Raw genomic sequence first — 23,457 nt, 5'->3', positions numbered from 1 at the left:
TCAATGTCAGCGGCGCTATTTGGGGGGAGAACCTTGGTTGCGCCGCCAGCCGTTACAGCGTGGTGGTCCGGCATTGCGAAGATCGCCAGTCCACCACTCAATAATGGGATTGCAAAGGGACAAGTCCCTTTGCCCCTCCGTCGGCAAAGTCCCTTCTCTTACTTTGCCATCGAACCGGTTTCCATGAACCGCTGGTGCCAGCTCAATGCCTCGCTGGGCAAGGAGGGGGCGTGCAGGCCATAGGAGCCCTTGAGCGCGCGATCGTAATAATCGGCCAGCATCGGGCGGTAATCGGGATGCGCGCAATTCTGGATGATCGCATGGGCGCGCTGTTTGGGGCTGAGACCGCGAAGATCGGCCAGACCCTGTTCGGTCACCATCACCTGAACGTCCTGGGCAATATGGTCGACATGGGCGACCTGCGGGACGATGGCGCTGATCTTGCCGCCCTTGGCGGTGCTGGGCGTCATAAAGATCGAGACATAGGCGTTGCGGGCAAAGTCGCCGCTGCCGCCGATGCCGTTCTGGATGCGGCTGCCCATGACATGCGTCGAATTGACGTTGCCATAGATGTCCGCCTCGATCAGCCCGTTCATCGCGATACAGCCAAGGCGGCGGATCAGTTCGGGGTGGTTGCTGATTTCCTGCGGGCGCAGGATCATCTTTTCCCGATAGGCCGACATATTGCTGTTCATGCGGTGCGCCGCATCGGGCGACAGCGAGAAGGACGTGGCCGAGGCCATGCGCAATTTGCCCGCGTCCAGCAGGTCGATCATACCGTCCTGAATGACTTCGGTATAAGATGTCAGGTTCTCAAACGGGCTGTCCACCAGACCCGACAGCACCGCATTGGCGATATTGCCCACGCCCGATTGCAGCGGCAGCAGGTTTTCCGGCATCCGCCCCTGCTTAACCTCATTGGCAAGGAAATCGAGCAGATGGCCCGCGATGCGAAGCGCCGTTTCGCCCGGTGCGTCAAAGGGCAGGTTGCGGTCAGGCTTGTCGGTTTCGACAATCGCGACAATCTTGTCGGGGTCGCATTGCAGCGTGGGCTGGCCGATACGATCATCCGGGCGCGTCAAAGGGATAGGCACGCGATGCGGGGGCAGGCGGGTGCCGTAATAGATGTCATGCATGCCTTCGAGTTCGGCCGCCTGCCAGCTGTTGACCTCAAGGATGATTCGATCCGCCCGGTCGAGCCAGGTTTTGTTATTTCCCACCGAAGAAGACGGCACCAGCGTCCCATCAGCGTTAATGGCGGTGACCTCGATCAGCGCCACATCCAGCGGGCCAAGAAAGCCCTGCCACGCCATCGGTGCCACCTGTGACAGGTGCATGTCGAAATAGTCCATCTGGCCCGTGTTGATCTTTTCGCGGGCGATGGGGTCCGAGTTATAGGGCAGGCGGAATTCGATGCCATTGGCCTTGGCCAGCGCCGCGTCCAGTTCCGGGCCGGTCGATGCGCCGGTCCATACTTTGACGCGGAACGGGTCGCCCTTGCCATGCGCTTCTTCAATCCGCGAGGCCAGCGCCATGGGCACGGCCTTGGGATATCCGGAGCCTGTGAAACCGCTCATGCCGACGGTATCGCCGTTTTTGATAAGGGCGGCGGCTTCTTCGGCGCTGGTGATACGGGACTTGAGCGTCTGATGGGCAATACGCGCAGACATGGCGAGGGCTTCTCCTGCGTTTGTGTTTTTCCGGCAATGACATAGCGCGAAAAGGAGCCATGCCGGGGGATCGCCGGGCGCCCCGCGAATGCGCCCGCGTTTGGCCGATGGCAAGCGAGTCGGAGGTCTTTACGACCAATGTCTTGGGTCTTTGGACCAAGCCGCGCGGGCCGGGCCGGGTATGGTTAAGATCGGGTTGGGGGCATTACGGGAATATCGTGGATGGTTTCGTTTCGCATTTGAAGGGGAGGCCGGATTAATCGGCATTCAGTGCAATCGTTACTCATAAAGGATTCAGCCTTGCGCTTGTTCAAGTTGGCTTTGGCCACATCCGCTGAATTTGATAAAATGTCGCAACACAATATCCCTGCGCACCTGAACGATTTGCGCAGGCATCAGATAATTGATCGTATTAGGGATTTCTTTCTTGAAAACAAAATCGAAGTAACATCAGAAAACCTTTTGACGGTCCATGCGGCCTATTCGGGAGAGTCGCCAAGACTGGCCCGAAAGTTCAGTGTGATGCGCGAAGAAAATCGCCCCATCACGCAGGCATGGCTGGATCATATTACACAAAACGACGAGGATATCGCCCAGCGCGATAATGCCCAGCAAATGCTCAACCGGTTAAGCAGTCGGCTGGAAGTCTTTACCTCGGCCGCTGCGCGTGCGCGTAACGACTCGGGCTCCTATCACGCCGCGCTTGAACATGTGGTCAGCGTTCTGCCCAAGAATGACCAAGGGGACTTTGTCTCCAGTCTGGCCGAATTAACGCGGGCCATGATCGAGCGTACCCAATTGCTCGAAGAAAGCATGCGTCGCAGCGAAGAGGAGGCAACCGCTCTGCGTCGCAGTCTGGACCGGGCACAGCGCGAGGCGCATATTGACCATCTGACCGGGCTGCCCAATCGCCGGGCGTTCGAGATGGTGCTGGAACAGCAATATCGCGCGGCCCAGATCCGTTCGGAACCTTTGTGTCTGGCTTTTTGCGATATTGATGATTTCAAGCGCATCAACGACAGCCATGGCCACGAGGCCGGCGACAGGGTGATTCAGGCCATTGCCCAGATCCTGCAACGGATGTCGGGCGAAAAATGCCATGTCGCTCGCCATGGCGGCGAAGAATTTGTGTTGATCTTTCGCGACAAGACCCCGGTGCAGGTCCATGACCTGTTGGACGAAGCACGCGAAAGGCTGGCCCGGCGCAATTTCATCAATCGTCAAAGCGAGCGGGAAATTGGCCGCGTTACCTTTTCGGGCGGTGTGGCCAATGTCTTTGCCTATCCCGACACGCGATGCGCGATGGAGGCCGCCGATGAGGCGCTTTATCGCGCCAAACGAACTGGTCGCAACCAGATCTGCGTGGCCTGACAATCTGCTCCAATATCGCCCCTTTGCGATGGCCATTAGGTCCAATTGCGGAGGGGTTGATGTACCAAATTATCAAATACGTTTATTTATTTGCAGTAAGTAAATCTTTCTAACGACACTTCTTTTGGAAGAACCGGCAAGGGAAGGCTGCAAATAGTCATGATTGAATCCAAGACCCCTCGCGCCGAACGCACAGGCGCCGGTGTCTATGCGCCTGTTATTGCCTTGGCCGCAGGGGTTCTGGCGGTTTTGGCGCTGGTCGTAACCGTGATGGTCAACCAGTTCGATGATGTCGCCTTGACGATGCAGGTGCAGACGGCGGAACGCGGCTATCGCAACCGTTTGATCAGTTTTGCCGCAATGGTCCAACCCCGACTGGAATCCGAAGATGCCGTCCGCCACATTGGGCAGGTCTTTGATCCGCATTGGGTGGAACAAAGCCTTGCGCGCTATTTCTACGACCGCAACAACATCTCACGCCTGTTGGTGATGGACGGTCGCGATCGCCTGATGTTTCTGGCCGTTAACGGTCGGCGGGTTGATCAATATCCGGCCATGACCGCCTATTCCAACGCGGTCAACGTCTTGTTGAAAAAGGTGCGAGAGGCCGAGCGCTCGATATCTGCAGAAAAACCCGGTGATCTTGGCCGCCCGATCCAGTTTACCAATATTGTCTATGCCGAAGATCAGCTTTTTGTCCTGACATCGACGCTGGTCCGCCCGGAAACGGCGGTGGGTGGCGAAACGGGCCGCCCGGCACCTGTCGTGGTGACGATGGCGCCGGTGGACGGATCGATCCTTTCGATGTTTGGCATTGGCAAAGTGGTCAGGAATTTCCGTGTCACGACCGATTTGCGCGATAATGACGAAGTGGCCATCCTGCCCTTGCAGGATTTGAGCGGCAAGGTGGTTGCCGGTCTGGCGTGGGATCGCCGCCGTCCGGGCAGCGACCTTTTGGTGCGGTTGATGTGGCCGATGGTGGCGATGATGGGCCTGCTGCTGCTGCTGGGCGCAAGTCTGGCGCGTCAGACGCATCGTTATGCGCGTGGCCTGATCCTGTCGGAGGCCAAGGCGCGTCATCTGGCCTTTCATGACACGCTGACGCAATTGCCCAATCGGGCGCTGATGTTTGAACGGCTCAATCAATTACGATCGCTGGCGCGGCGTTCGGGCATGGATGTGGCCGTGCTGTGCCTTGATCTTGATCGGTTCAAGGAGGTCAATGACACGCTGGGGCATCCTGCGGGCGATACTTTGATCCGCGCAGCCGCACGCCGTTTGGCCAATCTTGTGCGGGAAACGGATACCGTGGCGCGGTTGGGCGGCGATGAGTTTGTCATCCTGCAACCGCATTCCGGCGCGGCGGGGGCGGCGCATCTGGCCGAACGGATCATCAACGCCTTTTCCAATCCTTTCGACATCGATGGCCAGATGGTCGAGATCGGCTGCTCCATCGGCATCACGATCATCAATGATCCCGAAATTTCGGCCAGCGAAGTGCTGCGCCAGGCCGATCTGGCGCTTTATTGCTCAAAGGAAAGGGGGCGCAATCGGGCCACCTTCTTTGAACTGGAAATGGACGCGGCGCTGCGCATCCGACGCCAGCTTGAAATGGACCTGCGGGAAGCGCTGAATGAAGAGTTGCTGCACATGGTCTATCAACCGCAAGTGGACGCCGAAGGGCGCCTGCGCGGGGTGGAGGCGTTGGTGCGGTGGAATCACCCCGAAAAGGGCATGATCCCGCCCAACACTTTCGTCCTGCTGGCCGAGGAAAGCGGCCTGATCGGGCAATTGGGCTCCTTTACGGTCAACCGCGTCTTTGCCGAAACACGCGAATGGACGGGTGTTCCGGTGGCCATCAACGTTTCGGCGCTGCAATTGCGCTCGCCAGCCTTTATGGCCAATGTCAGCCGTCTGGCGGCCGAACATGCCATCAACCCCAGCCATTATGAATTCGAGATCACCGAGACCGTCCTGTTGGGCGATGATGCTGCAACGCGCGACAATATTGCGGTGTTGAAACAGGAAGGCTTTGCCATCGCCCTTGACGACTTTGGCACGGGTTATTCCAGCCTTTCCTCGCTGCAACGCTTTGCCGTGGATCGCATCAAGATTGACCGCTCCTTTGTCCGCAATCTGGATGAAGACGATCCCGATGCGGTCCGCCTGATCGAGGCGATCATCAATCTGGCGCGGGCGCTGGATCTTGAGGTGATCGCCGAAGGCGTCGAAACCGAAGGTCAGCGTGAACGCCTGCTGGAATGCGGTTGCGACCAATATCAGGGCTATCTCTTTTCACGCCCGGTCAGCGCGGATGCCTTGAAGGAAATGATCGATTCAAAAATGAAGCTGGGGCCCGCCCGCAATGGCGCGCTCAGCCTGGTAAAGCGCGCCTAATAGGGGAAGGGGGGCGAGGTCCGATGCGGACCTGTCATCGCAAGGCACGGGGTGATATGGGCCTGGCGGGCTTCAAAGGCATGGCTTAAGTCCAAAGCCGTCATCAGGTTCAGTATGAATTAGGCAGATCAGGCCAAGGGCATAAAGAGCAAACGCGCGACGCGTGAAGCGCTTTTCTGGGGCCCGTTGAAAATCTGAAACATGGTCGGGGAGACAAGATTCGAACTTGCGACCCTCTGCTCCCAAAGCGGAATATTATGTAATTAAATCATATCTATATATGTAAATCCATCTACTTCCGGATGCAGCAAATTCAATGGGTTAGAGAGGCGATGTAAAACGCTTCGGGGGTAGAGGCGTCCATAGATGCCTTTCGCTTAGGCACGTAGCGCCCGCGTTTTCTAGTAAATGTCGATGCAGGTTCGGCGGGCGCTCCGGTTAGTGCCCGTTGGAGCGTCGAGCAGCCATTAGCAGGCCTAAGTTCATCGGCGCAAAGACCAGCAAGGTGAACCGAGGTTGAGGCAGCCTATAATTCAAAATGAGGCACTGATGGATCTGCTCGAATGCGGACCCAATGCCTTGCTTGAAGGTTGGGTCTGTGGGGCCATCGCCACCCGATGCTATCAAGTGGCGAACAGATTCCTTCGCAAGACCCATCTTCGCACAGCCAGATACTGCCTCAAATTCATTCACGCCGTCCAAAGAGTGCCTCTAGTTAAAATAATTAAACTTTCGAAAATTTAAATATCGATTAGTTATCAATGTCAATATCAATATCAATCGTCGATACCTCTACGAATGTACCAAGGGCTGTCCTAATTTCTCCGAATACATCGTCATCAGGATCTCCAGTGCCAATGGTTAAAACGAATTCGACATCGAGTGGAGGGCTCTCTTCGTTGGAGGAATATTCATAAAGGTAGAGGTCGCGGGTGAAGACTCTTCCATATACCTTCAGGTTGTCGCCGTCGAATTTGATGTTGTTCAAAGGCTTGGAGTGATGCCGGAGCGGACACCACTTGTGATCGCTTTTCCGCGCGTCTGCCTCGGTCTGCTTGCCTGACTGGAGGGAGCCAAGCAGGTTGATCGGCTTGCCATTACGCTCACATTGCAGCGCTGTTTCAAGGCGGGCTCCAAAGTAGTTAAGGCCGGCGAAGTCAGAAACGAATGGATGGGGATTGAGAACTGCCGTCAGATGCGCTGCCCCTTTCAATTTTCCGGTTCGCTTCAGAGAAGGCGGTATTGGAAGCTCCCAGTAATAGGCTGCGCCTGGTTTCAACGAAGCGCTCCATTGTAACGTCACGTAACCGGGTGGCGTGCTCCAAGGAGGGATTGATCTTGGGGTGCCAAATCCCGTGGCCCTGTCGAACGCACCTTCTGCCGACCGGTGGAGAATGAGGGCTTTTACGAGATCTGGGCTGGCCTCACGAAGCCGCTGGAAGCAATGTGCAGCTAGCGGAGAGGTCAGCGCTGTCGAAAAGCTTGAGCCCTTGTTGACCAAGCCGCCGATTACACGCACGTGAGAAAAATTCGAGATCTCCGGCTTAAGCATTCCAGCAGGTCCTGGGCCGTTGAGGCTCACCGGGCAACTGTGTACGGGCCTGCCGTCCGCATCATGCACTCGCCCGCCAATTGTCAGCGCAGCTTCACAGTCAGCCGGTGGTTGCAGCAAATCCCCCGGACGATTGCCAACCGAGATAATCGGCAAGATCCTGTGTTTTCGAGCAAGAACCGTAATTTGATGCCCTAGGTAACTGACATCCTCAAGCGAACCGGGTGCCGGCTCGTTGAACGAGAAGTTCCAGACTCTTGCCTCAGGATAAGCTCCGATCACTGCATCAAGATAAGCAATGAGAGCGCCAGGATTGACGATTGCGTTGCTGCCACGTTTGGGTACTGCCTGGACCGTGCCGACGCGACAATGCAGCGGCATCAGGTCCAGCTTGTTGTTCCAGTCATGTCCTTGGACAATGAGGCTGGTTATCTGGTTGCCGTGCAGATGATCTGCCTGCCCGTCAGGGATGAACGGCGGAGCCCTCCACGCTTCTGCACTTGTACGGTAAGAAGAAGCTGTACACCCGCCGTCGATCACCCCAACCACAGGAGCGAGCGCGAGGCCTGACGGAAGAGGTCGATCCGGCTCGCTGCCCGTTCCAGGAGCAGTTGATGAAATAGGGCGTACTGGCTCGAGCCGATAAACTGCGCCTGATGCAACGAGTCGAGCTAGTGCTTGTTTCGATGGCACAATCACGGGGGCGCTGGCATGGCGTGTTTGACGGTACGCCCGCATTGCAGAGGCAACGCTATCGGCACTACCGCTTGCGCGAAGAGCCCTTGCTAAGGTTGCCGGTGTCTGATCCAGATCCAGTCCAAGCTGCCCGAGTAAGGATGGCGCTGGCAAAAGCAGATTGCCGCGTAACCCTTCGATCACAGCCAACAATTCCTCACCAGCGCGCTGATCGGCGAGCGGCATAAGCCAGATGATAAATGCACGACCATGTTCTGAGGGTGGGGCAGCAGCCCAAGCTTCATCACAGGTATAATCGCCTGCTGGGTCAGCATCGTCGAAGAATCGGATCGAAGCAATTCGCGAAATATCGACAAGATCGGTAATGCGCGTTGCTTCAAGCATTACGTGGGAAAATCGAGCCAGCGCCCGGCGATCAATCTCAATAAGATAACCATCACGAAACGGGGCAATGATCCTCGCTCCTCGTTCGGGCGAAAACAGATCGTCTGGCGTCCAACTCGGTGCGAGTGAGTCCTCGAACATCGAGGCGTAAATCACGCTGCGACTAGCAAATGCCGGTTGCTCATGCGCCATGCCAATCATCTCACCTAGTTCTGCCGACAGGGTGACACGTTGCTGGTTAAGGCGCTCGCGCTTGATACTGGCAGAATTCTTGCCGCCGCCAGTCACGCCTCGAGGTTTGGGGTCCTTCAGGAAGCGAAGAACCGGATTGAGCAGAGGGCGTTGGTCATCAGACGCCATCAATGTTCTCCTTCAAATAGCGATGAGCCATCTGTCGGCTCACGCCAATAACCCGTGCAATGGTGGTCACCTCAAGCGAGGCGCGATCTCTGAGAATCGCGGCAAGCGCCCGCCGGTCCTCATGGGACAGGCATGTCTGCTCAAGAAGATTGGGAGCAGCCTGAGATGACCGGGCTGCTGCGAAAACAATGCTAGCCAATGACGGTTCTTCTCCATCGATCAGCCCTCGACGTCGCGCCGCGAGAGCGATGTTTTCAATGTCAGCCCCGCTCAGTCCTTCAGAAACTTTCGCGAGGACATCGGCATCCGCAATCCGATCTGCTGCATCACCAAACAAATAATGTTCCCACATCGAGGCACGGACGTCGCTGTCTGGCAGATGAAGTTCGACCTTATAGGGAAATCTGCGCCATATGGCCGGATCGAGTAGATGAGCATGATTGGTTGCAGCGACGACAACAACCTCATCGGGAAGAGAGTCTAGTCCCTGAAGGACTGTATTTACGACCCGCTTTAGCTCACCGAGGTCATTCTTGTCATCCCTAACCTTGGCAAAGGCATCGATTTCGTCGAGAAATAAAACGGCTCTTTTCTGAGGGATGAAGTCAAAGACATTGCGGATGTTTTTGGCGGTATCGCCAAGCCTTGAAGATATAAGTGAGTCGAGACGGGCCACAAGTAAGGGAGCCTGCATCTGAGAGGCCAGGTGTCCCGCCAGATGTGACTTTCCAGTTCCCGGTGCGCCGTGAACAAGCAAGCCGAGCCTGGTTGAAACTCCGTGCTCCGCAAGCAAGCCAATATGCCTCGCATCTTCTAGGAATCGCGAGACGACGCGGCCAGCCGCTGCGTTGAGGAAAAGCGGATCCGTGGGCCAATTATCTTCTTGAACAAGGGGCAGATATGAGCTGCCATCCTTGGGAAATTGTTCAGCATACCCAGAGGCTTGAAGTGGAACGCCTTGGCGCTTGAGCGCTTTCTGAATTGCTTTTGCGGCCTCAGGCTCGTGGACTGACAGAGCCTTGGCTATCCGATTGCCAGCCCGCCGCACGCGCGTGTAGTCGGCCGCAAGTGCAGATTCACAGAGTTCGATAAGGTCACGTGCGTCAACTTTCATTTTGGAAATGTCACTCATAATGGGTTCTGTGTCAACTTATATGCGACTCCTGTAAACCAACTTTGCCAATCTGCAAGCGAAATGAGACGATTTGCTTGCCGCTAACCATGCTTTGTAAACTTACAGTGGCTAGCCTTGGCGAAGCGGTTGCCGTTTTGTCGAGGCTGGGCGCCGCGAATGTCTTTTCTTGGTGGAAGCTGTGCCGAAGGGAACCTTTGAAACGGACCTTCGTCCCGTGGCCAGCTAGTTCAGAAGTGAGCGTCCGATATTAAGGGAAGCTGCCGATAGGCGGGTCCCAGCGTCATCAGGCGGAGATCTCGAACTAAAATATATCGACAACGAGCGTCAGATCACGATAATCTCGTCCTATGCTTATGGGGCTTATCGGTGATGTAAGGATTGAGGCTAGCCAAGCTGAGCGCGGGCCTGCCTATCATTGCCCAAAATGCAAAGGTGACCTCACGCTGAAGAAGGGTCGCATTGTTATCCATCACTTTGCGCATAAGCCGCCGACCGATTGCAGTTGGGCGTCTGGTGAAACGCAAGCGCACCTAGCTTCAAAGATTGTCTTGCGAGATGCTTTTCGAAGAATGGGCTATGGCGCTGACTATGAGGTTGAGGTTCTGTCTGGCGGCGGCGATCGCCGGGCTGACGTTCTTGTGACATCGCTTGATGGTAGGATCCGCGTGGCAGTTGAAGTTCAGCACACTCCGATCCTCTATGATGCGATCGAGATGCGCACGAACGCCTATATTACCGCCGGGATTCCGGTCATGTGGCTTGGTATTTTGACCGAGAAGATGCGCAATGACGCGGAAACTCTAAACAACGGCCTAGTGATTCGGCAATATACTATCCGCCCTTGGGAAAAATGGGCGCACGCCTTCGCTTTCAAGGAGCTTTGGTTCATCGACCCTGCGGAGCAGGCATTGTGGCAAGGCACATTTTCCGAGCATTTGATCGAAGTGCCTAGCTCGTCTTGGTACAATTCCGAAGGGGAGGAGCAGTCTGCGGGCGGCTATACCCGGTATTCCAAGCGCTGGCGTACCCTGACGCTGCTTGGCCCGTATAAAATTGAGGAATGCAAGGTAATGCTGAAAGCGCGCAAAGCATGGTCATCGACTACCTTCAGCCTGCCTGGAGGACGCTTCGCCCACTTTGCCAAAGGTTGACGCTTGCGATCACGCGAACGCGATTAACGGGTCGAAGGCGACCTGTCCCCCTTCAGTTCTTCGATCATAACGAGAGGCCAGCGGCCTACTCATGTGACGTTCTTGGGCGTATTGCTGGCCGCGCATAGACTGGCCGATGACCAGCCGTGCGAGCGCATTTTCGCTACTTCGTCTCTTTGGCGTTAGAAACGAAGCTATTCGCGCGCTGCATCATAGCGGCCGGAAGCGCTTTTTCAGCAAGGCCAGCCAGCGCGCCGACCAGTGTTGCAGTGCTTCCCGAAACCAAAAGTTTTGCTGCACTAAAACTGCCAATCACGACATTGGCGAACCCGGTCGTGAACACCAAGCACAAGATGGCTGTGAGGATGGCAGAGAAGGCCAGCCGGAGGGGCGGTTCAAGCTTGTCGTCTTCCAATGCAGCCAAATCTTCGAATGAAAGAGTTACTTTTCGACTGGCAAAAGACGCCCAAGTTCCTGCCATGCAGCTAGCTAGGACCAAAAATACATTTCTATACCGATAGAGCTGATTTGGCGGAGCCTTAAAGAAGTCGATAAGAAAGTATGCTGTTGCGCAAAGTGCCATGAAGCCCAGCGCCCATGATCCAAGTTTGATCATGTATTCATTTTTTATGCGTCCAGATTCACGTGCTATAACATCTTGTTTGAAAAATGAAAGAGATGCGCTTGCCTCGGATATCGCCGGACTTGTGCCGACAAGTCCCAGCTGTGCAAGTTGTACCAGCTTGGCAACGCACTCCTCGCGCTTGGCAGTGTTGGAACTCCCCGCATAAATGCTTTGAATGAGGCTTAGGGTTCGTTCAATATTCCCTTTTAGTTCAAGCATATCGGCAGGGCAGCCGGGCTTTATAACCTTGAAATATATGTCCGGCGTAGTTCCATCTGCCTCGCGTCGAGGTTCAACTGCCCAGAACCCTCTATCGGGGGCTACAGGTTTCGGGGCAGTAAATTTCAAGATTATCGACCGCAGCAACCGCAGCGTCCATCATCAGGGCCAGTCATTTTTGTAAAATTATTAGTACTTTCACGAAGCTGGTAATCAGGAGTTCGAATGTCAATCGCACGCAGTTCGCTCAAGAGAGCGTTTTCTTTGCTTGAGAGACTCATTTTTCGTTCAAGATCTGTTTTGATTGCTTGAAGCTGTGGGGGAAGGGCCACTTTAAAACCTCCAGTTTGATTCGAAGGCTATTGATAGGACATGCAATTGCAGTCTGTCGAGGCTTCGCATTCGACACTCATATCAGATTGTTGAATTATCTGCATCTGCCTAGATGAGTGGATGCGGACCTCCGTCTCCCGCCCACGAGGTCCAAAATTTTCAAATATAAACCGCGATTTACGCCAATTTTTCAGATGACGGGGCGAAGGTATTTACAGGGAAAATGAAACTTAAAAATATGTCTAAATAAAGTTTATTTGTGACGGTGTTTAAATGCGGTTTCCCAGCGCAATGATTATTGATCTATGCTGGGTAGGACCCTGAATTTATTTGATAAATATTCGATTTAACTGTTGACTATCGCAGTTCGTTGCCTATTTTTCGGCTTAACGGACTGCCCGACCGTTGAGCATTAGGGCAAACATAGTTGGGGACTGCCCGCCCCCGAGTGCGTGCAGGGCAAATCGAATTGGGGATTGCTCGCCCCCGCATGAATGAAGGGCAAGCCATACTGACAGGGGGCGGCGGATAGGCCGCCCCCATTGGCCGGATCGCCCGACCGGCGCTTAGCCAGGGCAAGCGAGAAGTCGAAACGGGGCGCGCCGCCCCGTCGTGCGGGATTGTCCACCCCGCGCCTGATGATGACAGGACAAAGCAAAGGCAACGCATATGCTGACACAAGCACAAGCCGCCGCGCGGTTTGGTATGTCGCTCGAAGAAGCCCACAAGGTCCGCGATAGGGCGGCAAGCGCATGCAAAGATATGGCCGAGGCACGCGCCGCATGGAATGACCTGAAAGCCGCGCTCTGGCCCGCTGGCCAGCCCATCGCCAAAGACTCCCCGCATCCTGAATTGATCCGGTTTAAGATGTTGCAGGCCATAGCCGAGGGCGCCAGCCCTAGCGATGCGGCCGCGACGGCCCGGCAATATGCCATTAGGGGCTTGGCATGATCCAGCATGCGCCAGCCATCGCGCGGGGCGTGTTTGCCCTTGTCGCCATCGTCGCAAGCGCCAGCGTTTGGCAATCCGCGCGCGCCTTCCTGCCCGCTTGGCGGGCCACGCGCGATGATCTGGCCAAGGCCAAGGAACGCATCAAGTAACAGGGCGCGGGCCTTGCCCCGCGCCGTCTTTCCCGCCCCCTGAGAAGCAAGGGGGGCGCGACAGGCGCAAAGCCTGAACCTTTCCGGATTGCCCGCCCGGATTGGTCATCAATGGGCAAAGTGAGGTTAGACCGATGCAAGCTGCAATCACCGAACGCGCGCCCTTTGAAATCGGGCAGGGCTTTGTCACCACATACGGCAATCTGGCTTGGGTTGTGGAAATTGAGCCGCGCAGCGGCGCGCGCCAAGCGCTCTTGATTGGCGGGCCTTCCGCCATGGCCCCGATTCGCTGGCACGTTAAGGCGGTGTCCGACTCTGGCCAGATTATCGACTATGACGAGCACACCCTAGCGCGCCTGATCTCCAAATATCCGAATATCGCCCCTTGCGATGATCCGGCGGCCAAGCTGGCAGAGGCGCGCGTTTTGGAGGAAAAGCGCCGGGAATCGGCCCGCGAAGCCATGGCGCGCGCCGAAAAGGCCAGAGAACAAAGCGCCGCGGATCTGGCCAAATATGCCCCGGCATGGGCCAAGGCGGCCCTCGTGGCGGAATTGCATGAAGATGATTCCGACTCCATGAGCGACTATCACGGCCACAAGACAAAGCGCCGTGTCGTGATCGGGTGGAGCCGCCACGAAAGGGATCTTTTCCCCGAGATGCGCAAGGCGGCCGCCAGCTTTCCCGATACCTCCCATCTTGCCGATGCGCCGGAGGGGGCAGAGCATCGGGAAAAGTATTCCATGGGAGCCGGTTACTACCTGAAAAACGGCTGGCGCGATTCCTCCGGCTGGTGCGTCAAAAAGTGCCGCGTTAAATGGCTTGCGGGCGATGCGTGGGAGTTTTCAGACGCGGCAAAGGGCATTGCCCCGGCGCCAGCCGATGCACCTACCGGCGGAAACGATAACGCCCCGGCGGCTGGCGCTGGTGGCGCCTTCGCGATCGAACGCCACAAGCACACGAAAAAGGGCTTTGATATGTGGATCTGCACTCTAGCCGATAGGGTTGAGCGCGAAGCCTTTGACGCCATGCTGGCAGAGGCAAAGGCCCTTGGCGGTTGGTATTCCCGCGCATGGGGCGCAACGCCCGCCGGGTTTGCGTTCAAGAGCGAGGAAAAGGCGCGGACCTTTGCCAAGGCGGCGCCAGCCGAGGGCGGGGCGGATCAATCCAGCGCGCCAGCCGCGCAGGCGGCCAGCCCCAAGGCAAGCGCCCCCCTACTGGCGGAAAAGCTGCGCGCAATGGCCGATGGTCTGCAAACCCTGATCGATGACAAATTCAGGGACCGGCGTGCCAATACGCCCAAGCAGGCCAAGCAAGCAGCGGAGGCCCGCCAAGAGGGCGCAACGCTTGAACGCGCGCAAAAGATGATGCGGGCGCTTGCTGATCGCCATGACGCGGGCACGGTTCCCCCGGTGCTGGCCAGCATCAAGACAAAGGCGGCGCTTCTGGATCTGGCGCAAGAGGAAATAGACCGGGGCAACGCGGGCTATTATGACGCGGGCATTCCTACCGGCAGGCCCTACCCGTGGCGCGAAGCCGAGAAGCAGGAACAGGCGGCCGCGCTATGGGGTCTGTTATCCAGCGAGGGGCAGGCGGGGCGCATGGCGGCTGATGCGCTGGCCCGCAAGGTGGAGGCTTTGCGCTTTGCCCGCATCCCCGGCTATTTCCCCACAACCGGCGCCCTTGTGGCGCAAATGATGGAACGGGCAGACCTTGCCCCCGGCGCGCGCGTTTTGGAGCCTAGCGCAGGTTCTGGCGCCATTGCAGACGCGGCGCGCGATGCGGGCCATTCGGTTGACTGTATCGAGCGGCACGCCAGCTTGTGCGAAGTGCTGGACCTGAAGGGCCATGCATTGACGCGCGGCGACTTTCTGGAATGCCAGCCGCAGGAGCGCGCCGCCTATGATGCGGTTATCATGAACCCCCCGTTTGAGAACGGGCAGGACCTTGACCATATCCGCCACGCTTGGGCCTTTATCCGCCCCGGCGGCGTGCTGGTGGCGATCATGGGCGCGGGCGTCATGTTCCGACAGGATCGCCGCTATTGCGAGTTTCGCGCATGGGCTGAGGATCTGGGCGCCGCCTTTGAAGAGATCCCGGCGGGCGCGTTCAAGGTCAGTGGAACGGGCGTTGCCTCTGTCATGGCCACTATTCGCAAAGGGGAGGCCTAAGCCATGTTCAAACTTCAATTTGAGACGGCAAACGCGGCCTTTGAGGATCAACCGGCGCGGCACATTGCGGCAATTCTGGCCACGATTGGCAACCGCGTTTGCAGCGGGGCAGAGGGCGGCCCGATCCATGACTATAACGGCAATCGCATAGGCTCATGGTCCTATGAGCCAGCCGAGACGGCGCAAGACGAATAAACGGCGCGCGCGGGGCAATCCCGCGCCGCCTATCCCGCCCCCCTTTTGGCGGAATGCGAGGGGGGCGCGGTAGGCGCAGGCCTTACCCTATCCGGCTTGCCCGCCCGGATAGTCCACCAGAGGGCAAACAAGGATTTTGACAATGTCCCATGCAAACGCACTTCGCACGGTTCTCGGCGGCGCGGATTCGGCCCTAGCGGTTGAGGTCTGCTATTGGCGCCATGACGGGGATTGCGTCACTCAGGTCTATTTCGCCCCGGCGGCGGATGGTTGCGGTGTCTATATCCGCAATCCGCTTGCGCTTCATGTTCAGGACTTCCCCGGCAAGGGCAAGGATCTGCCAGCCGCGCGCGCCAAAGCTATCGAGTTTGGCAAGGCGCTTGCCGATCATTTGGGCTGCCCGCTGGACATTCGCGCCCCTGAATTGGTGCAGGACCTTGGCCAGATTGTTGCCCCCGAATGGGCCTATGGGTCGCTTTGCATCTGGGAAGCCATGCTAGAGCAAATCGGCAAGCCCGGTTGCCCTTGGCAGGCCCGGCGCGATCAAATCGGCATGGCGGCCTTGCGGGAAGATGCCTTGAAGCTGGCGCCTGCGTGCGAGGATGCTTGGAACGCATTGAGCGATGACGAAAGGGACGAAGCCGGTTGCTTCGATTGGGAATTTGTCCCCGATTGGCTGGTGAATTGCGTTGAATGGAATTGCCTGAACGCGCCCCAGATTATCGCGCGCGCCGCCCTACCGGCGGAAACGGATGCAGGGGCAGAGCCTTGCCCGATCAACCGGCGCCCCAAGGAAACCTGCCGCGCGACCTGCAACCATGGGGAGGCCTGATCCATGACTGAAGGCACCGCAACAGAACATCGCCGCTGCCCGGATTGCGGGGGCGCGGATAGCCTGCACGCCAATGCGGATTGCAAATGGGATCTGGTCGCTAAGGCGTGGATCATTGTCGAGTGGGGCGGCGGCGTCGAATGCACGGCCTGCGATTGGTCCGGAACCATGGAAGAAACCGAGTTCGACGAATCCAAGCTAACGCAAGGGGAGGCTTGATCCATGTGCAGCAAAGTAAAGCCCGTTTGCCCGTACTGTGGCAGCGACGAAATCTCGCAAGAGGCCAGCATGACTTGGGACCCGCTTGCCCAACGGTGGGAGGCTGGGGACCCATACGACAAGAGCGGGTATTGCAGCGGTTGCGACACGCCAGATATTCGCCCCGATTGGGTCCCCTTGAGTGATGCCAAGGAATCTAGCCCACCGCCGGTTGTATGAATGGCGAAACACCCCGCGCGCCAGCCGTGCGGGGTTGTCCGGAGGGATTGCCTACCCCTCCGCTGATGAGCCAAGGCAAGGAGATTACACCCATGCAATGCGATCTTTGGGGCGTTCACACTGGCATCAATGAGACGTTGGGCGGTTCGCGTGTAGCGACCGAATGCGAGGTCAAGGCCTACATGGAATGGCAGCGCCAGCGGCGCGGCCTGCAAGACTTTGGCACGATCAAACTCAAATGGAAGGACTACGGCAAAGGCCGCTCGGCTTTCCGGATCTGCGTGGGCGCCACCTTTGGTGCGGGGGAAGATGGCGCCTATTCCATCATCATGCCCGGCCATGATGCCCACCGCGATAAGGTGACGCTGGAAACCCTGAACGACGCGGGGGAAATCGTGACGTGTTCCACCATGCCCCTTGAACCGAAAAAAGGCGGCCTGATTTGGAGCATGGCAGACGTTCGCGCCGCCCATGGCAAGATTCGCAAGGGCCAGCCGATGATTACCCCCGATCATTGTGAGGCCTTGCCCAAAATTTCCGCCAGCGCGGCCAATCAGGCACAGGAGGGCAAAGCCGCCGTCATCGCCTGCCATGAAGCGCAAGAGGCGCTGAGCGGGCAGGAAATCGCCCCTCTTGCCGGTGAAGATCCTCTGGCTGATGTTTTGGCCCGGCTTGATGCGCTGGAAAGCCAGCTTGCCACCCTATCGGGGGAAAGGGCCGATGCCCCTAATGGCGGAATGCAAGAGGCGATTGCCTCCCCGGCGGTCGCCGGCGCCGATGAACAAGGGAGCCAGGCGCAAACTATGCCGCGCCATGCCTATGATCGCGCGCGCCGCGAACGCATGGCACGCCGCTATCTGGCGATGCGGGCAGAGCGCGCCAAGGCCAAGCAGGAGATCGAACGCTGGAAGGCGCATTGCGACACGTGGGCCGATGAAGTCACCGTGCTTGAACAGGCCAATGAGCGCCTGAAGGCGAAGCGCCGCGCCAGCGTTACCCGCGCCATGACCTTGCAGCGCGAACGCGATGCCGCGCGCCTGAAGGCGGCAAGCGCCTTGACCCGGATCGAAACGCAAGAGGGGCGGATCTGGGAAGAATGGGACCATCGCCGCAAGAATGCCGAACGCGGGCGCCGCATGGTGGCCGCCGCGCGCGCCGATGCCCATGCCGCGCGCAAGAGCGCCAGCGCCAGCCGCGCGGCCTTGGCCGCCCTTCGCGCCAGCCTTGCCGATCCTGCCCGCCCCGAACGCGCAAGCGATATTGCCCGGCTGGTGCAAGAACGCGACACGGCGCGCAATGCACTGGCGGCTCTTCAGCACCGGGCGACATCAATGCAATCGGCGCTCGATAGCAGCGCCAAGATTATCGAGGATTTTGGTCTGAGGCTGGCCAAGGCTGAAGCGGCGGTGCGCCGCATGGTGGCCTGACCCCTTCTGGCGGAATGTGGCGGGGCGCTGGTCGCGAACGGCGCCCCTATCGGAGGAATGAACATGGCATGGACCAGCCTTTGCCAGCTTGCGCAGGATTGGCGCGGCAAGCTGCCCGATGGCGGCTGCATGGCGGAACAGAAGATTGACGGATGGCGGGCCTGCTATCTCACCGGGATCGATGGCAAGGCGCGGCTTTGGTCGCGCAAGGGCCAGCCGCTTTATGGGGCCGCGCATATCGAATGGCGCTTGGGCCTGATGGAGCGGGTTGCAGGCCAGCCGATGTTCTTTGATGGCGAATGGCAGGTAGGCGGAACGCTGGAAGGCACAAAGGCATGGGCCGAGCGCGGGCACCGCTTTGGCGGGGATGAGGGCCTGTTCCATGTCTTCGATTGCCTCACGATGGAGGAATGGCGGGCCGGGGGCAGCGATACGCCGCTCTATGAGCGCAAGGCGCGGCTGGTGGCACTGGCCAAGGCGGTGGAGGATGACCCGGCCCTATCGTGGGAATGGCGCCCCGGATCACGCGGCCAGGATGGCGATGCTTCCCCGGTGCTTGTCATGCCCGATACATGGGTGAGCGATGCCGGCGACGTGTTGGCGCACGCGCGCCGCGTGTGGAGCGCCGGGGGCGAGGGGCTGATGCTGAAGGATGCCGAGGCCCCCTATCGGCGGAATAGGAACGCCCACTGGCAAAAGGTGAAACCGGGCGGCCCCTATCGGCGGAATGTGTAATAATGGGGTTGAGAATCGGAGGGTTGCCCGTCCTCCAGCATATCAAGGCAAGGAATTTGACGTGACGAAAGAGATCAGCCGCAAGGCCTATATCGAGCAGGCGCCCGAAATCATCGGCGAGATTGCCGAGCTGGTGGTGAAGGGGGGGGATTACCGGCAGGAAGCCATGACGGTGCTGTCGGATGCCCGCCGCGCGCTTATTCGCGCAGCCAAGCGCCATGAGGCCCTATCGGGGGAATGGCAACGCATCGAGATCAACCAGTCGCGCGGCCCGCGCATCGAGTTCACCGGCATCCTGTTGGCTGAAACCAAATTTGAGACGCGTGGCCGAGATCCGATGGAGATCAGGATGGAGATCTGGCAGACGCGGGCCGGTGCGTTGATCGGCGCGACCTTTACCGCCTATGCCGACCGCCCCGATGCCGAGGAAGCGGACGCGGTGATCGTACCCTATCAGGAGAATGAGCAAGCCATGCGCTTTGCCATCCTCGACCATTTCGAATGGGATCTGCGCGCCAGGTCCATGGTGACGAAAAAGCTGGGCTGGAACCTGCGGCTTGATGTGGAGTGAGGGCATTGGGGCGCCTGCCAATCACAAGGCGGGTGCCCCCTCTCGCGTTCCGACCTTTCAGGTGCCTAACTTTCAGTTTGATTCCGTAAAAACCTTGTGTTTCTGGGGATTTGAATGGACTGAAAATGGTGGAACTGAAACTAATTCCGTGAACTGAAATCAATCAAGTGCTTTGGGCTTGGGGCGTCTGCATGCAATTTGAAGGGAAGGGTTAACTCACGTTTGCTAGGGAACCATTGATCCACTGGATCGTGTCGCTATATGGTGGATAGCTGACAAGGGATGCGTGCAAGCTGATGGCTGGAAATCTATATTTTGTAACGGCTCTCACGGAAGCCCCAAAGGTGCGTGAGCGGGTACATCAAATTATTCCAGAAAGTGACCGATATGAATTGGCGGGCGATAAATGGATCGCTGTTTGGGAGGCCACCGGTCAGGAACTCGCTGAGAAGGCGGGCATCCGTAGCGGAGACGACCGGATCGGAACTGGGTTGGTTATGCCGATCACCACCTATAGCGGGCGGGCGCCAACGACCCTTTGGGATTGGCTGAAGACGAAGGGGGCTTGATATGCCACCGCAGCAAAAGGGAGCATTAGGCTCGCGAAAGGCTACGCAAGAAACTCAAGTAGATCCGGGGGAAAGCGTTGAACCTCGGCCCGGCGGAGGTACGGGCTTTGATATTCATACTTGGACCACTATCAATCAGATTTTTGAGCGGTTGGGAAAAATTGATCAGAAAGTCGATCAAATTTCTACCGGCCACGATGATCTGAAAAAGTCGGTCGAAAAGCATGATAAGATGATAATGCGCGCCATATACTGGGCAGGCGGCGTTATTTCTCTTCTGATTGGATTGTGGTTTATCTACGACCACTTTCTCAAGGACCACATCATATATAAATGATGTAATGGGAGGCGTCGTGCTTTTCGCCGCCCCCACCTTACCCCATATCTGGGGGCAAGAAAAATCATCAATCAGATCGAAATTTCTGGCTGATGGAATCGGGATCATTGTATCCCGCACCGTCGATGGTAGGATGGTTTACGGATGAGCGTGAAACCTTGGGAGAAATTCGCTTTCAAGAAAATTCCAAAAGCGGGAGAAAATAAGGGTGCTCGACTCAATGATGTCAAGCATGTCACGCACACATCTTTGGCGCTGCGAGTTCTTGAAGATGGTCTAATTCGAAGTGGACTCGTGTTTGACCAGAGCTTGCTTAATACACATAGAAGAATGGTGACGTGGCTCTCGCCTAATTTTTGGACCGATGGTTCGCGTTACGGAAACGTTGAGTTCTCATTTAAATTCGACAAGCTAATTGAAGGCTGTAAAATATACTGGGTTGAGAGTGTTAACTATCAACCAGTCGCTTGCCGCTTTTTGATCACAGGCGATGATACCACGAATCTTGGGGTCGTCCGTTACGATCCCGAAACCGATAATGGCCCTCTGCGACTGATCGGCGGGCAATGGTGGTGGAATACCGATATCACCCTCGAGATAATGTTTGAAAGCGATCTGCACATAGCGACCTGCTCAAAGATTGATTTCGTCAATCACCACCAATATGGATGTACGATTGATCCGAATGCCTGCCCTGAGAAGGGGCAACAATCAAACCGTGCGGCTGCGAGGATGGTCGCAGGTATCCTTGGCAGGAGGCTTAACTCGATCAATCACCTCCTTAAGAATGCGGATGCGACCGATATATCGCCAGCCATGGACGAAGGTATCTGCAAATTAGCGACCATGTTCCAGTCAGCATTCGTGGGAGAGATTGACACAGATAGTATTGCAGACACTTTGGTTCAAGCGGCTTTGGTACAACTCTCAGTTGGAGCCAGCGACGCAGCGCGCGCAACAGTCGGCCTCCTCAAAGATAATGGTGTTTTTCAGAAGGCGCTGGCTCGCCTAACTAAAGTCCACGTTGGAGTTGATTCTAAATCACTGATTTAATAGAAAAGTCCTGGCTGAAGGTGGCGGGCTTTCGGCTCCCCTTGGCATAGGTGGCCTTTGCCATCACACCCAAATACGTCTTGTTCTGGCGATAGGGGTGAGGGGTCGGATCGAAGCACAGATAGAGGAAGCCTCGGACCCCCAGCGTCTCCATCATGGGGCGGAACTTTTCTTCCCATTCCACTTCGGTTTGCCAGCCGAGCGTAAAATCCACGGTGCGCAGGATAATGCCGGGATCGTCATCGACCACGCCAAAACGGCCAAAGTCCATACTGCCCAGATCCGCTATGCCATATTCGAAATCGAAGTTGTAGAACCGGCCCGGCTCGATCTTGCGCCCCATCACGATGTCGGCGGCCTGAAAGTTGCCCGCATGCCCGGTGATGTCGATCCGCCACCACAGCGCGGCCTGCGCGGCCGGGAGTTCGTGGTGAGAATGGTACAGCCCGTCATCGCGGGTGATCGCGGGGCTGATAAAGGGGAGAACGCCGCTGTCATAGGTCGCCGATCCATCGACTTCTGCCTGAGACGCGCCGAGGCGCAGCCGGATCATGGTTCCGGGCTGGGCATTCGCCGCGATCATCGCGCAGAAGTCGATGGTCTGGGCATCGGCAAACTGCCCGCGCGCCCAAAGGTTCGCATTGCCATCGGTCTGCCATGTCAGGCCGATAGCCCTATGGCGGTTCAGATTGCTCACTGGAAATCCCGCCAGCATGTTGCCAGCCGTGATTGTGCCAAGGTCCAGCGGGATCACAAAAATGGGTTTGCGCGGCATATTACCCCCATACCGTCATCATGGTTGTATCTTTGCCGACATCGAAGGTGAGTTCGCTCAGCAATGTGGGCCGGTTGGCATCGCGCTCCGGATCGATGTAGGTGGCAACGGGAATGCCGCCCACGAAATCGAGGTTGATGGTCTGGGCCACATTCTTGGTGGTCACTCGAAACCGGCGGCGCTCCACCTTGAGCAGCGCCTGTCGGGCATCGGCAATCACCTGAGCATCGGCGGGGCTGTCGAAGAATGTCGGTATGGGGTCCTCGCTCTCGCGGGCAAGGCCCCCATGCCGGTCTTTCACAATCTGGGTCGTGGCCACAACGCGCCGATATTCCGACATGATGAAGCCGATCCTAGCGGCGGTTGCAGCCATGACGTCCTCCTTACTTGGTCAGCTTGGCGAGTTCGGCGTGCAGCGCCTGATAGGCCGCCTCGTAATCGGCGGAGTAGCGCAGCATATCGTCCTCGGTGGGGATCTCACCGCTGATGATCTGATCATAGAGCGCGACGGCGGCGGGCTGCGCGTCGGCTACGCCAGCCGCAATCTTGGATGCGATGGCGATGGCTTCGCCCGCCGGGGGTACGGTGGCCGTCAGGATGGGTTCAAGCGCAGCGAGGATCTGGCTGGCCTGATTGGCGATCATGGCAATTTTCATGGATAGCTCCTGAAATGGGGCTTCAGCGCAATCCGGCCTGATAGGACCGGAGGGCGGAAAGGGCCGCGTTGAAGCCGTCAAAGACCAGGCTGACGCCCGCGCGCCGATCCGCTTCAAGGCGGGTCAGCGCGGAATGGAGCGCATCGCTGAGTTGTCCGATCTTCTGCGCGGTTGCCTTGTCAGGCTTGGCCGTGGCCACATAGACCGTCGCTGCGCGGGTCGCGATGGTGGCGGCCTGTTCCGCCTGTGCCAGCGTCCGAACCTGCGCCGGGGTGACGGTGGCCAGTTCCATGGCGGGGGCAAGCGCCGGAGCGCAGGCGCACAAAGGCATTACCGCCAGCGCAAGCGCGGCGGCGCGTATCAGCATTTTCATGTTGGGATCTCCGGTGGGAGTGATGGGGCTATTGGCCCGATGGTTGGCGGGAAGCCGTTATTTGCCGCGTTGCGGCGGGGGAGGGGTATCGCTGTTGGGATCGCCCAGCGTGGCGGCAGTTGCTGTCAAAAGAGGGTCCCCCTCAGCAGCCTTGGTGCGCGGAATCCGCATCAGGCCGATCAGTCCCCCCGTCACCGTGCCGAGGCCAAAGGTTTCGACCTTGCCGAGGATATGGGGGAAATAGGCGCTGATCATCATCGCAATGACGATCAGCAAAACCAGAGCCACCAGCGTACCGAAGTATGCCAGCAACTCTTCGGAGATTTTGGGCACTC

22 protein-coding genes and 1 pseudogene are annotated in these 23,457 nt (G+C 57.7%); 14 read left to right on the top strand and 9 right to left on the bottom strand.

All coding sequences use genetic code 11. From position 1 onward, the window contains the following. Positions 1-158: 158 nt before the first annotated feature. On the bottom strand, positions 159-1,670 hold the full coding sequence (gene scpC / locus AC2S2E_RS13775) for a succinyl-CoA:acetate CoA-transferase ScpC (RefSeq protein ID WP_476103608.1): 1,512 nt from the start codon (positions 1,668-1,670) through the stop codon (positions 159-161). 522 nt (positions 1,671-2,192) lie between these two features. On the opposite strand from scpC, the gene AC2S2E_RS13770 reads away from it, so the two are divergent. Both AC2S2E_RS13770 and AC2S2E_RS13765 read left to right on the top strand, forming a co-directional pair. Continuing rightward, complete coding sequence (locus tag AC2S2E_RS13770) at positions 2,193-3,041, top strand: GGDEF domain-containing protein (protein WP_476103610.1); 849 nt, start codon at positions 2,193-2,195, stop codon at positions 3,039-3,041. Positions 3,042-3,200: 159 nt separating this feature from the next. Continuing rightward, a complete protein-coding gene (locus AC2S2E_RS13765) occupies positions 3,201-5,438 on the top strand; it encodes a putative bifunctional diguanylate cyclase/phosphodiesterase (protein ID WP_486522738.1) in 2,238 nt (745 codons plus the stop codon). A gap of 751 nt (positions 5,439-6,189) precedes the next feature. Here the strand turns inward: AC2S2E_RS13765 and AC2S2E_RS13760 are convergent. Together AC2S2E_RS13760 and AC2S2E_RS13755 are read right to left on the bottom strand one after the other, a co-directional pair. Next, on the bottom strand, positions 6,190-8,430 hold the full coding sequence (locus AC2S2E_RS13760; protein WP_486522737.1) for a S8 family serine peptidase: 2,241 nt from the start codon (positions 8,428-8,430) through the stop codon (positions 6,190-6,192). After that, on the bottom strand, positions 8,420-9,562 hold the full coding sequence (locus AC2S2E_RS13755; RefSeq protein WP_486522736.1) for an AAA family ATPase: 1,143 nt from the start codon (positions 9,560-9,562) through the stop codon (positions 8,420-8,422). The genes AC2S2E_RS13760 and AC2S2E_RS13755 overlap by 11 nt, the downstream gene beginning before the upstream one ends. A 350-nt stretch (positions 9,563-9,912) precedes the next feature. On the opposite strand from AC2S2E_RS13755, the pseudogene AC2S2E_RS13750 reads away from it, so the two are divergent. Further along, positions 9,913-10,014: pseudogene (locus tag AC2S2E_RS13750) on the top strand (competence protein CoiA); the annotation flags it as partial. Between the two features lie 120 nt (positions 10,015-10,134). Further along, a complete protein-coding gene (locus AC2S2E_RS13745) occupies positions 10,135-10,716 on the top strand; it encodes a competence protein CoiA family protein (protein WP_486524604.1) in 582 nt (193 codons plus the stop codon). 163 nt (positions 10,717-10,879) lie between these two features. Here AC2S2E_RS13745 and AC2S2E_RS13740 read toward each other — a convergent pair whose 3' ends face one another. Then, positions 10,880-11,689, bottom strand: coding sequence for a hypothetical protein (locus tag AC2S2E_RS13740; protein WP_486522735.1), 810 nt, complete (start codon positions 11,687-11,689; stop codon positions 10,880-10,882). A gap of 1,151 nt (positions 11,690-12,840) precedes the next feature. Here AC2S2E_RS13740 and AC2S2E_RS13735 point away from each other — a divergent pair. From AC2S2E_RS13735 to AC2S2E_RS13690, 10 genes are all read left to right on the top strand, one after another. Continuing rightward, a complete protein-coding gene (locus tag AC2S2E_RS13735) occupies positions 12,841-12,993 on the top strand; it encodes a hypothetical protein (RefSeq protein ID WP_486522734.1) in 153 nt (50 codons plus the stop codon). A gap of 134 nt (positions 12,994-13,127) precedes the next feature. After that, positions 13,128-15,161 (top strand): class I SAM-dependent methyltransferase, encoded by a 2,034-nt coding sequence (locus tag AC2S2E_RS13730; RefSeq protein ID WP_486522733.1) that lies wholly within the window; start codon positions 13,128-13,130, stop codon positions 15,159-15,161. Between the two features lie 3 nt (positions 15,162-15,164). Further along, positions 15,165-15,356, top strand: a complete 192-nt coding sequence (locus AC2S2E_RS13725) for a hypothetical protein (protein ID WP_486522732.1) — start codon at positions 15,165-15,167, stop codon at positions 15,354-15,356. 142 nt (positions 15,357-15,498) lie between these two features. Continuing rightward, positions 15,499-16,188, top strand: a complete 690-nt coding sequence (locus AC2S2E_RS13720; RefSeq protein WP_486522731.1) for a hypothetical protein — start codon at positions 15,499-15,501, stop codon at positions 16,186-16,188. Between the two features lie 3 nt (positions 16,189-16,191). After that, the gene (locus AC2S2E_RS13715) at positions 16,192-16,407 is read left to right on the top strand and encodes a hypothetical protein (RefSeq protein WP_486522730.1); all 216 of its coding nucleotides are present in this window, start codon (positions 16,192-16,194) and stop codon (positions 16,405-16,407) included. Between the two features lie 284 nt (positions 16,408-16,691). Beyond that, positions 16,692-18,053 carry a hypothetical protein gene (locus AC2S2E_RS13710; RefSeq protein WP_486522729.1) on the top strand — a complete coding sequence of 454 codons (1,362 nt, stop codon included), beginning with the start codon at positions 16,692-16,694 and terminating at the stop codon, positions 18,051-18,053. A 63-nt stretch (positions 18,054-18,116) separates the two neighbouring features. Then, positions 18,117-18,788, top strand: coding sequence for an ATP-dependent DNA ligase (locus AC2S2E_RS13705; protein WP_486522728.1), 672 nt, complete (start codon positions 18,117-18,119; stop codon positions 18,786-18,788). 61 nt (positions 18,789-18,849) lie between these two features. After that, complete coding sequence (locus tag AC2S2E_RS13700; protein WP_486522727.1) at positions 18,850-19,359, top strand: hypothetical protein; 510 nt, start codon at positions 18,850-18,852, stop codon at positions 19,357-19,359. 570 nt (positions 19,360-19,929) lie between these two features. Next, complete coding sequence (locus AC2S2E_RS13695) at positions 19,930-20,265, top strand: hypothetical protein (protein WP_486522726.1); 336 nt, start codon at positions 19,930-19,932, stop codon at positions 20,263-20,265. A gap of 144 nt (positions 20,266-20,409) precedes the next feature. After that, positions 20,410-21,318 carry a hypothetical protein gene (locus tag AC2S2E_RS13690; protein WP_486522725.1) on the top strand — a complete coding sequence of 303 codons (909 nt, stop codon included), beginning with the start codon at positions 20,410-20,412 and terminating at the stop codon, positions 21,316-21,318. Here the strand turns inward: AC2S2E_RS13690 and AC2S2E_RS13685 are convergent. The 5 genes from AC2S2E_RS13685 to AC2S2E_RS13665 are packed head-to-tail and all read right to left on the bottom strand — an operon-like array spanning position 21,302 to position 23,455. After that, a complete protein-coding gene (locus AC2S2E_RS13685; RefSeq protein ID WP_486522724.1) occupies positions 21,302-22,093 on the bottom strand; it encodes a hypothetical protein in 792 nt (263 codons plus the stop codon). The genes AC2S2E_RS13690 and AC2S2E_RS13685 overlap by 17 nt on opposite strands. 1 nt (position 22,094) lies before the next feature. Beyond that, positions 22,095-22,466 carry a hypothetical protein gene (locus tag AC2S2E_RS13680; protein ID WP_486522723.1) on the bottom strand — a complete coding sequence of 124 codons (372 nt, stop codon included), beginning with the start codon at positions 22,464-22,466 and terminating at the stop codon, positions 22,095-22,097. 10 nt (positions 22,467-22,476) lie between these two features. After that, complete coding sequence (locus AC2S2E_RS13675) at positions 22,477-22,749, bottom strand: hypothetical protein (protein WP_486522722.1); 273 nt, start codon at positions 22,747-22,749, stop codon at positions 22,477-22,479. 22 nt (positions 22,750-22,771) lie between these two features. Then, positions 22,772-23,122, bottom strand: coding sequence for a hypothetical protein (locus AC2S2E_RS13670; protein WP_486522721.1), 351 nt, complete (start codon positions 23,120-23,122; stop codon positions 22,772-22,774). 57 nt (positions 23,123-23,179) lie between these two features. After that, positions 23,180-23,455 carry a hypothetical protein gene (locus AC2S2E_RS13665; RefSeq protein WP_486522720.1) on the bottom strand — a complete coding sequence of 92 codons (276 nt, stop codon included), beginning with the start codon at positions 23,453-23,455 and terminating at the stop codon, positions 23,180-23,182. Positions 23,456-23,457 lie beyond the last annotated feature (2 nt).

This window comes from Novosphingobium sp. 550D, assembly GCF_057401885.1.
The sequence above is the reverse complement of the archived record's forward strand: the minus strand, read 5'-3'. Positions and strand labels throughout refer to the sequence as shown.

Coding starts and splice junctions, on each gene's coding strand:
- AC2S2E_RS13675 (WP_486522722.1), bottom strand. CDS start 22,749: ATGAAAATTGCCATGATCGCCAATCAGGCCAGCCAGATCCTCGCTGCG.
- AC2S2E_RS13760 (WP_486522737.1), bottom strand. CDS start 8,430: ATGGCGTCTGATGACCAACGCCCTCTGCTCAATCCGGTTCTTCGCTTC.
- AC2S2E_RS13765 (WP_486522738.1), top strand. CDS start 3,201: ATGATTGAATCCAAGACCCCTCGCGCCGAACGCACAGGCGCCGGTGTC.
- AC2S2E_RS13695 (WP_486522726.1), top strand. CDS start 19,930: ATGCCACCGCAGCAAAAGGGAGCATTAGGCTCGCGAAAGGCTACGCAA.
- AC2S2E_RS13670 (WP_486522721.1), bottom strand. CDS start 23,122: ATGAAAATGCTGATACGCGCCGCCGCGCTTGCGCTGGCGGTAATGCCT.
- AC2S2E_RS13705 (WP_486522728.1), top strand. CDS start 18,117: ATGGCATGGACCAGCCTTTGCCAGCTTGCGCAGGATTGGCGCGGCAAG.
- AC2S2E_RS13735 (WP_486522734.1), top strand. CDS start 12,841: ATGATCCAGCATGCGCCAGCCATCGCGCGGGGCGTGTTTGCCCTTGTC.
- scpC (WP_476103608.1), bottom strand. CDS start 1,670: ATGTCTGCGCGTATTGCCCATCAGACGCTCAAGTCCCGTATCACCAGC.
- AC2S2E_RS13725 (WP_486522732.1), top strand. CDS start 15,165: ATGTTCAAACTTCAATTTGAGACGGCAAACGCGGCCTTTGAGGATCAA.
- AC2S2E_RS13720 (WP_486522731.1), top strand. CDS start 15,499: ATGTCCCATGCAAACGCACTTCGCACGGTTCTCGGCGGCGCGGATTCG.
- AC2S2E_RS13745 (WP_486524604.1), top strand. CDS start 10,135: ATGGGCTATGGCGCTGACTATGAGGTTGAGGTTCTGTCTGGCGGCGGC.
- AC2S2E_RS13770 (WP_476103610.1), top strand. CDS start 2,193: ATGCGCGAAGAAAATCGCCCCATCACGCAGGCATGGCTGGATCATATT.
- AC2S2E_RS13715 (WP_486522730.1), top strand. CDS start 16,192: ATGACTGAAGGCACCGCAACAGAACATCGCCGCTGCCCGGATTGCGGG.
- AC2S2E_RS13685 (WP_486522724.1), bottom strand. CDS start 22,093: ATGCCGCGCAAACCCATTTTTGTGATCCCGCTGGACCTTGGCACAATC.
- AC2S2E_RS13680 (WP_486522723.1), bottom strand. CDS start 22,466: ATGGCTGCAACCGCCGCTAGGATCGGCTTCATCATGTCGGAATATCGG.
- AC2S2E_RS13710 (WP_486522729.1), top strand. CDS start 16,692: ATGAGCCAAGGCAAGGAGATTACACCCATGCAATGCGATCTTTGGGGC.
- AC2S2E_RS13730 (WP_486522733.1), top strand. CDS start 13,128: ATGCAAGCTGCAATCACCGAACGCGCGCCCTTTGAAATCGGGCAGGGC.
- AC2S2E_RS13755 (WP_486522736.1), bottom strand. CDS start 9,562: ATGAGTGACATTTCCAAAATGAAAGTTGACGCACGTGACCTTATCGAA.
- AC2S2E_RS13690 (WP_486522725.1), top strand. CDS start 20,410: ATGAGCGTGAAACCTTGGGAGAAATTCGCTTTCAAGAAAATTCCAAAA.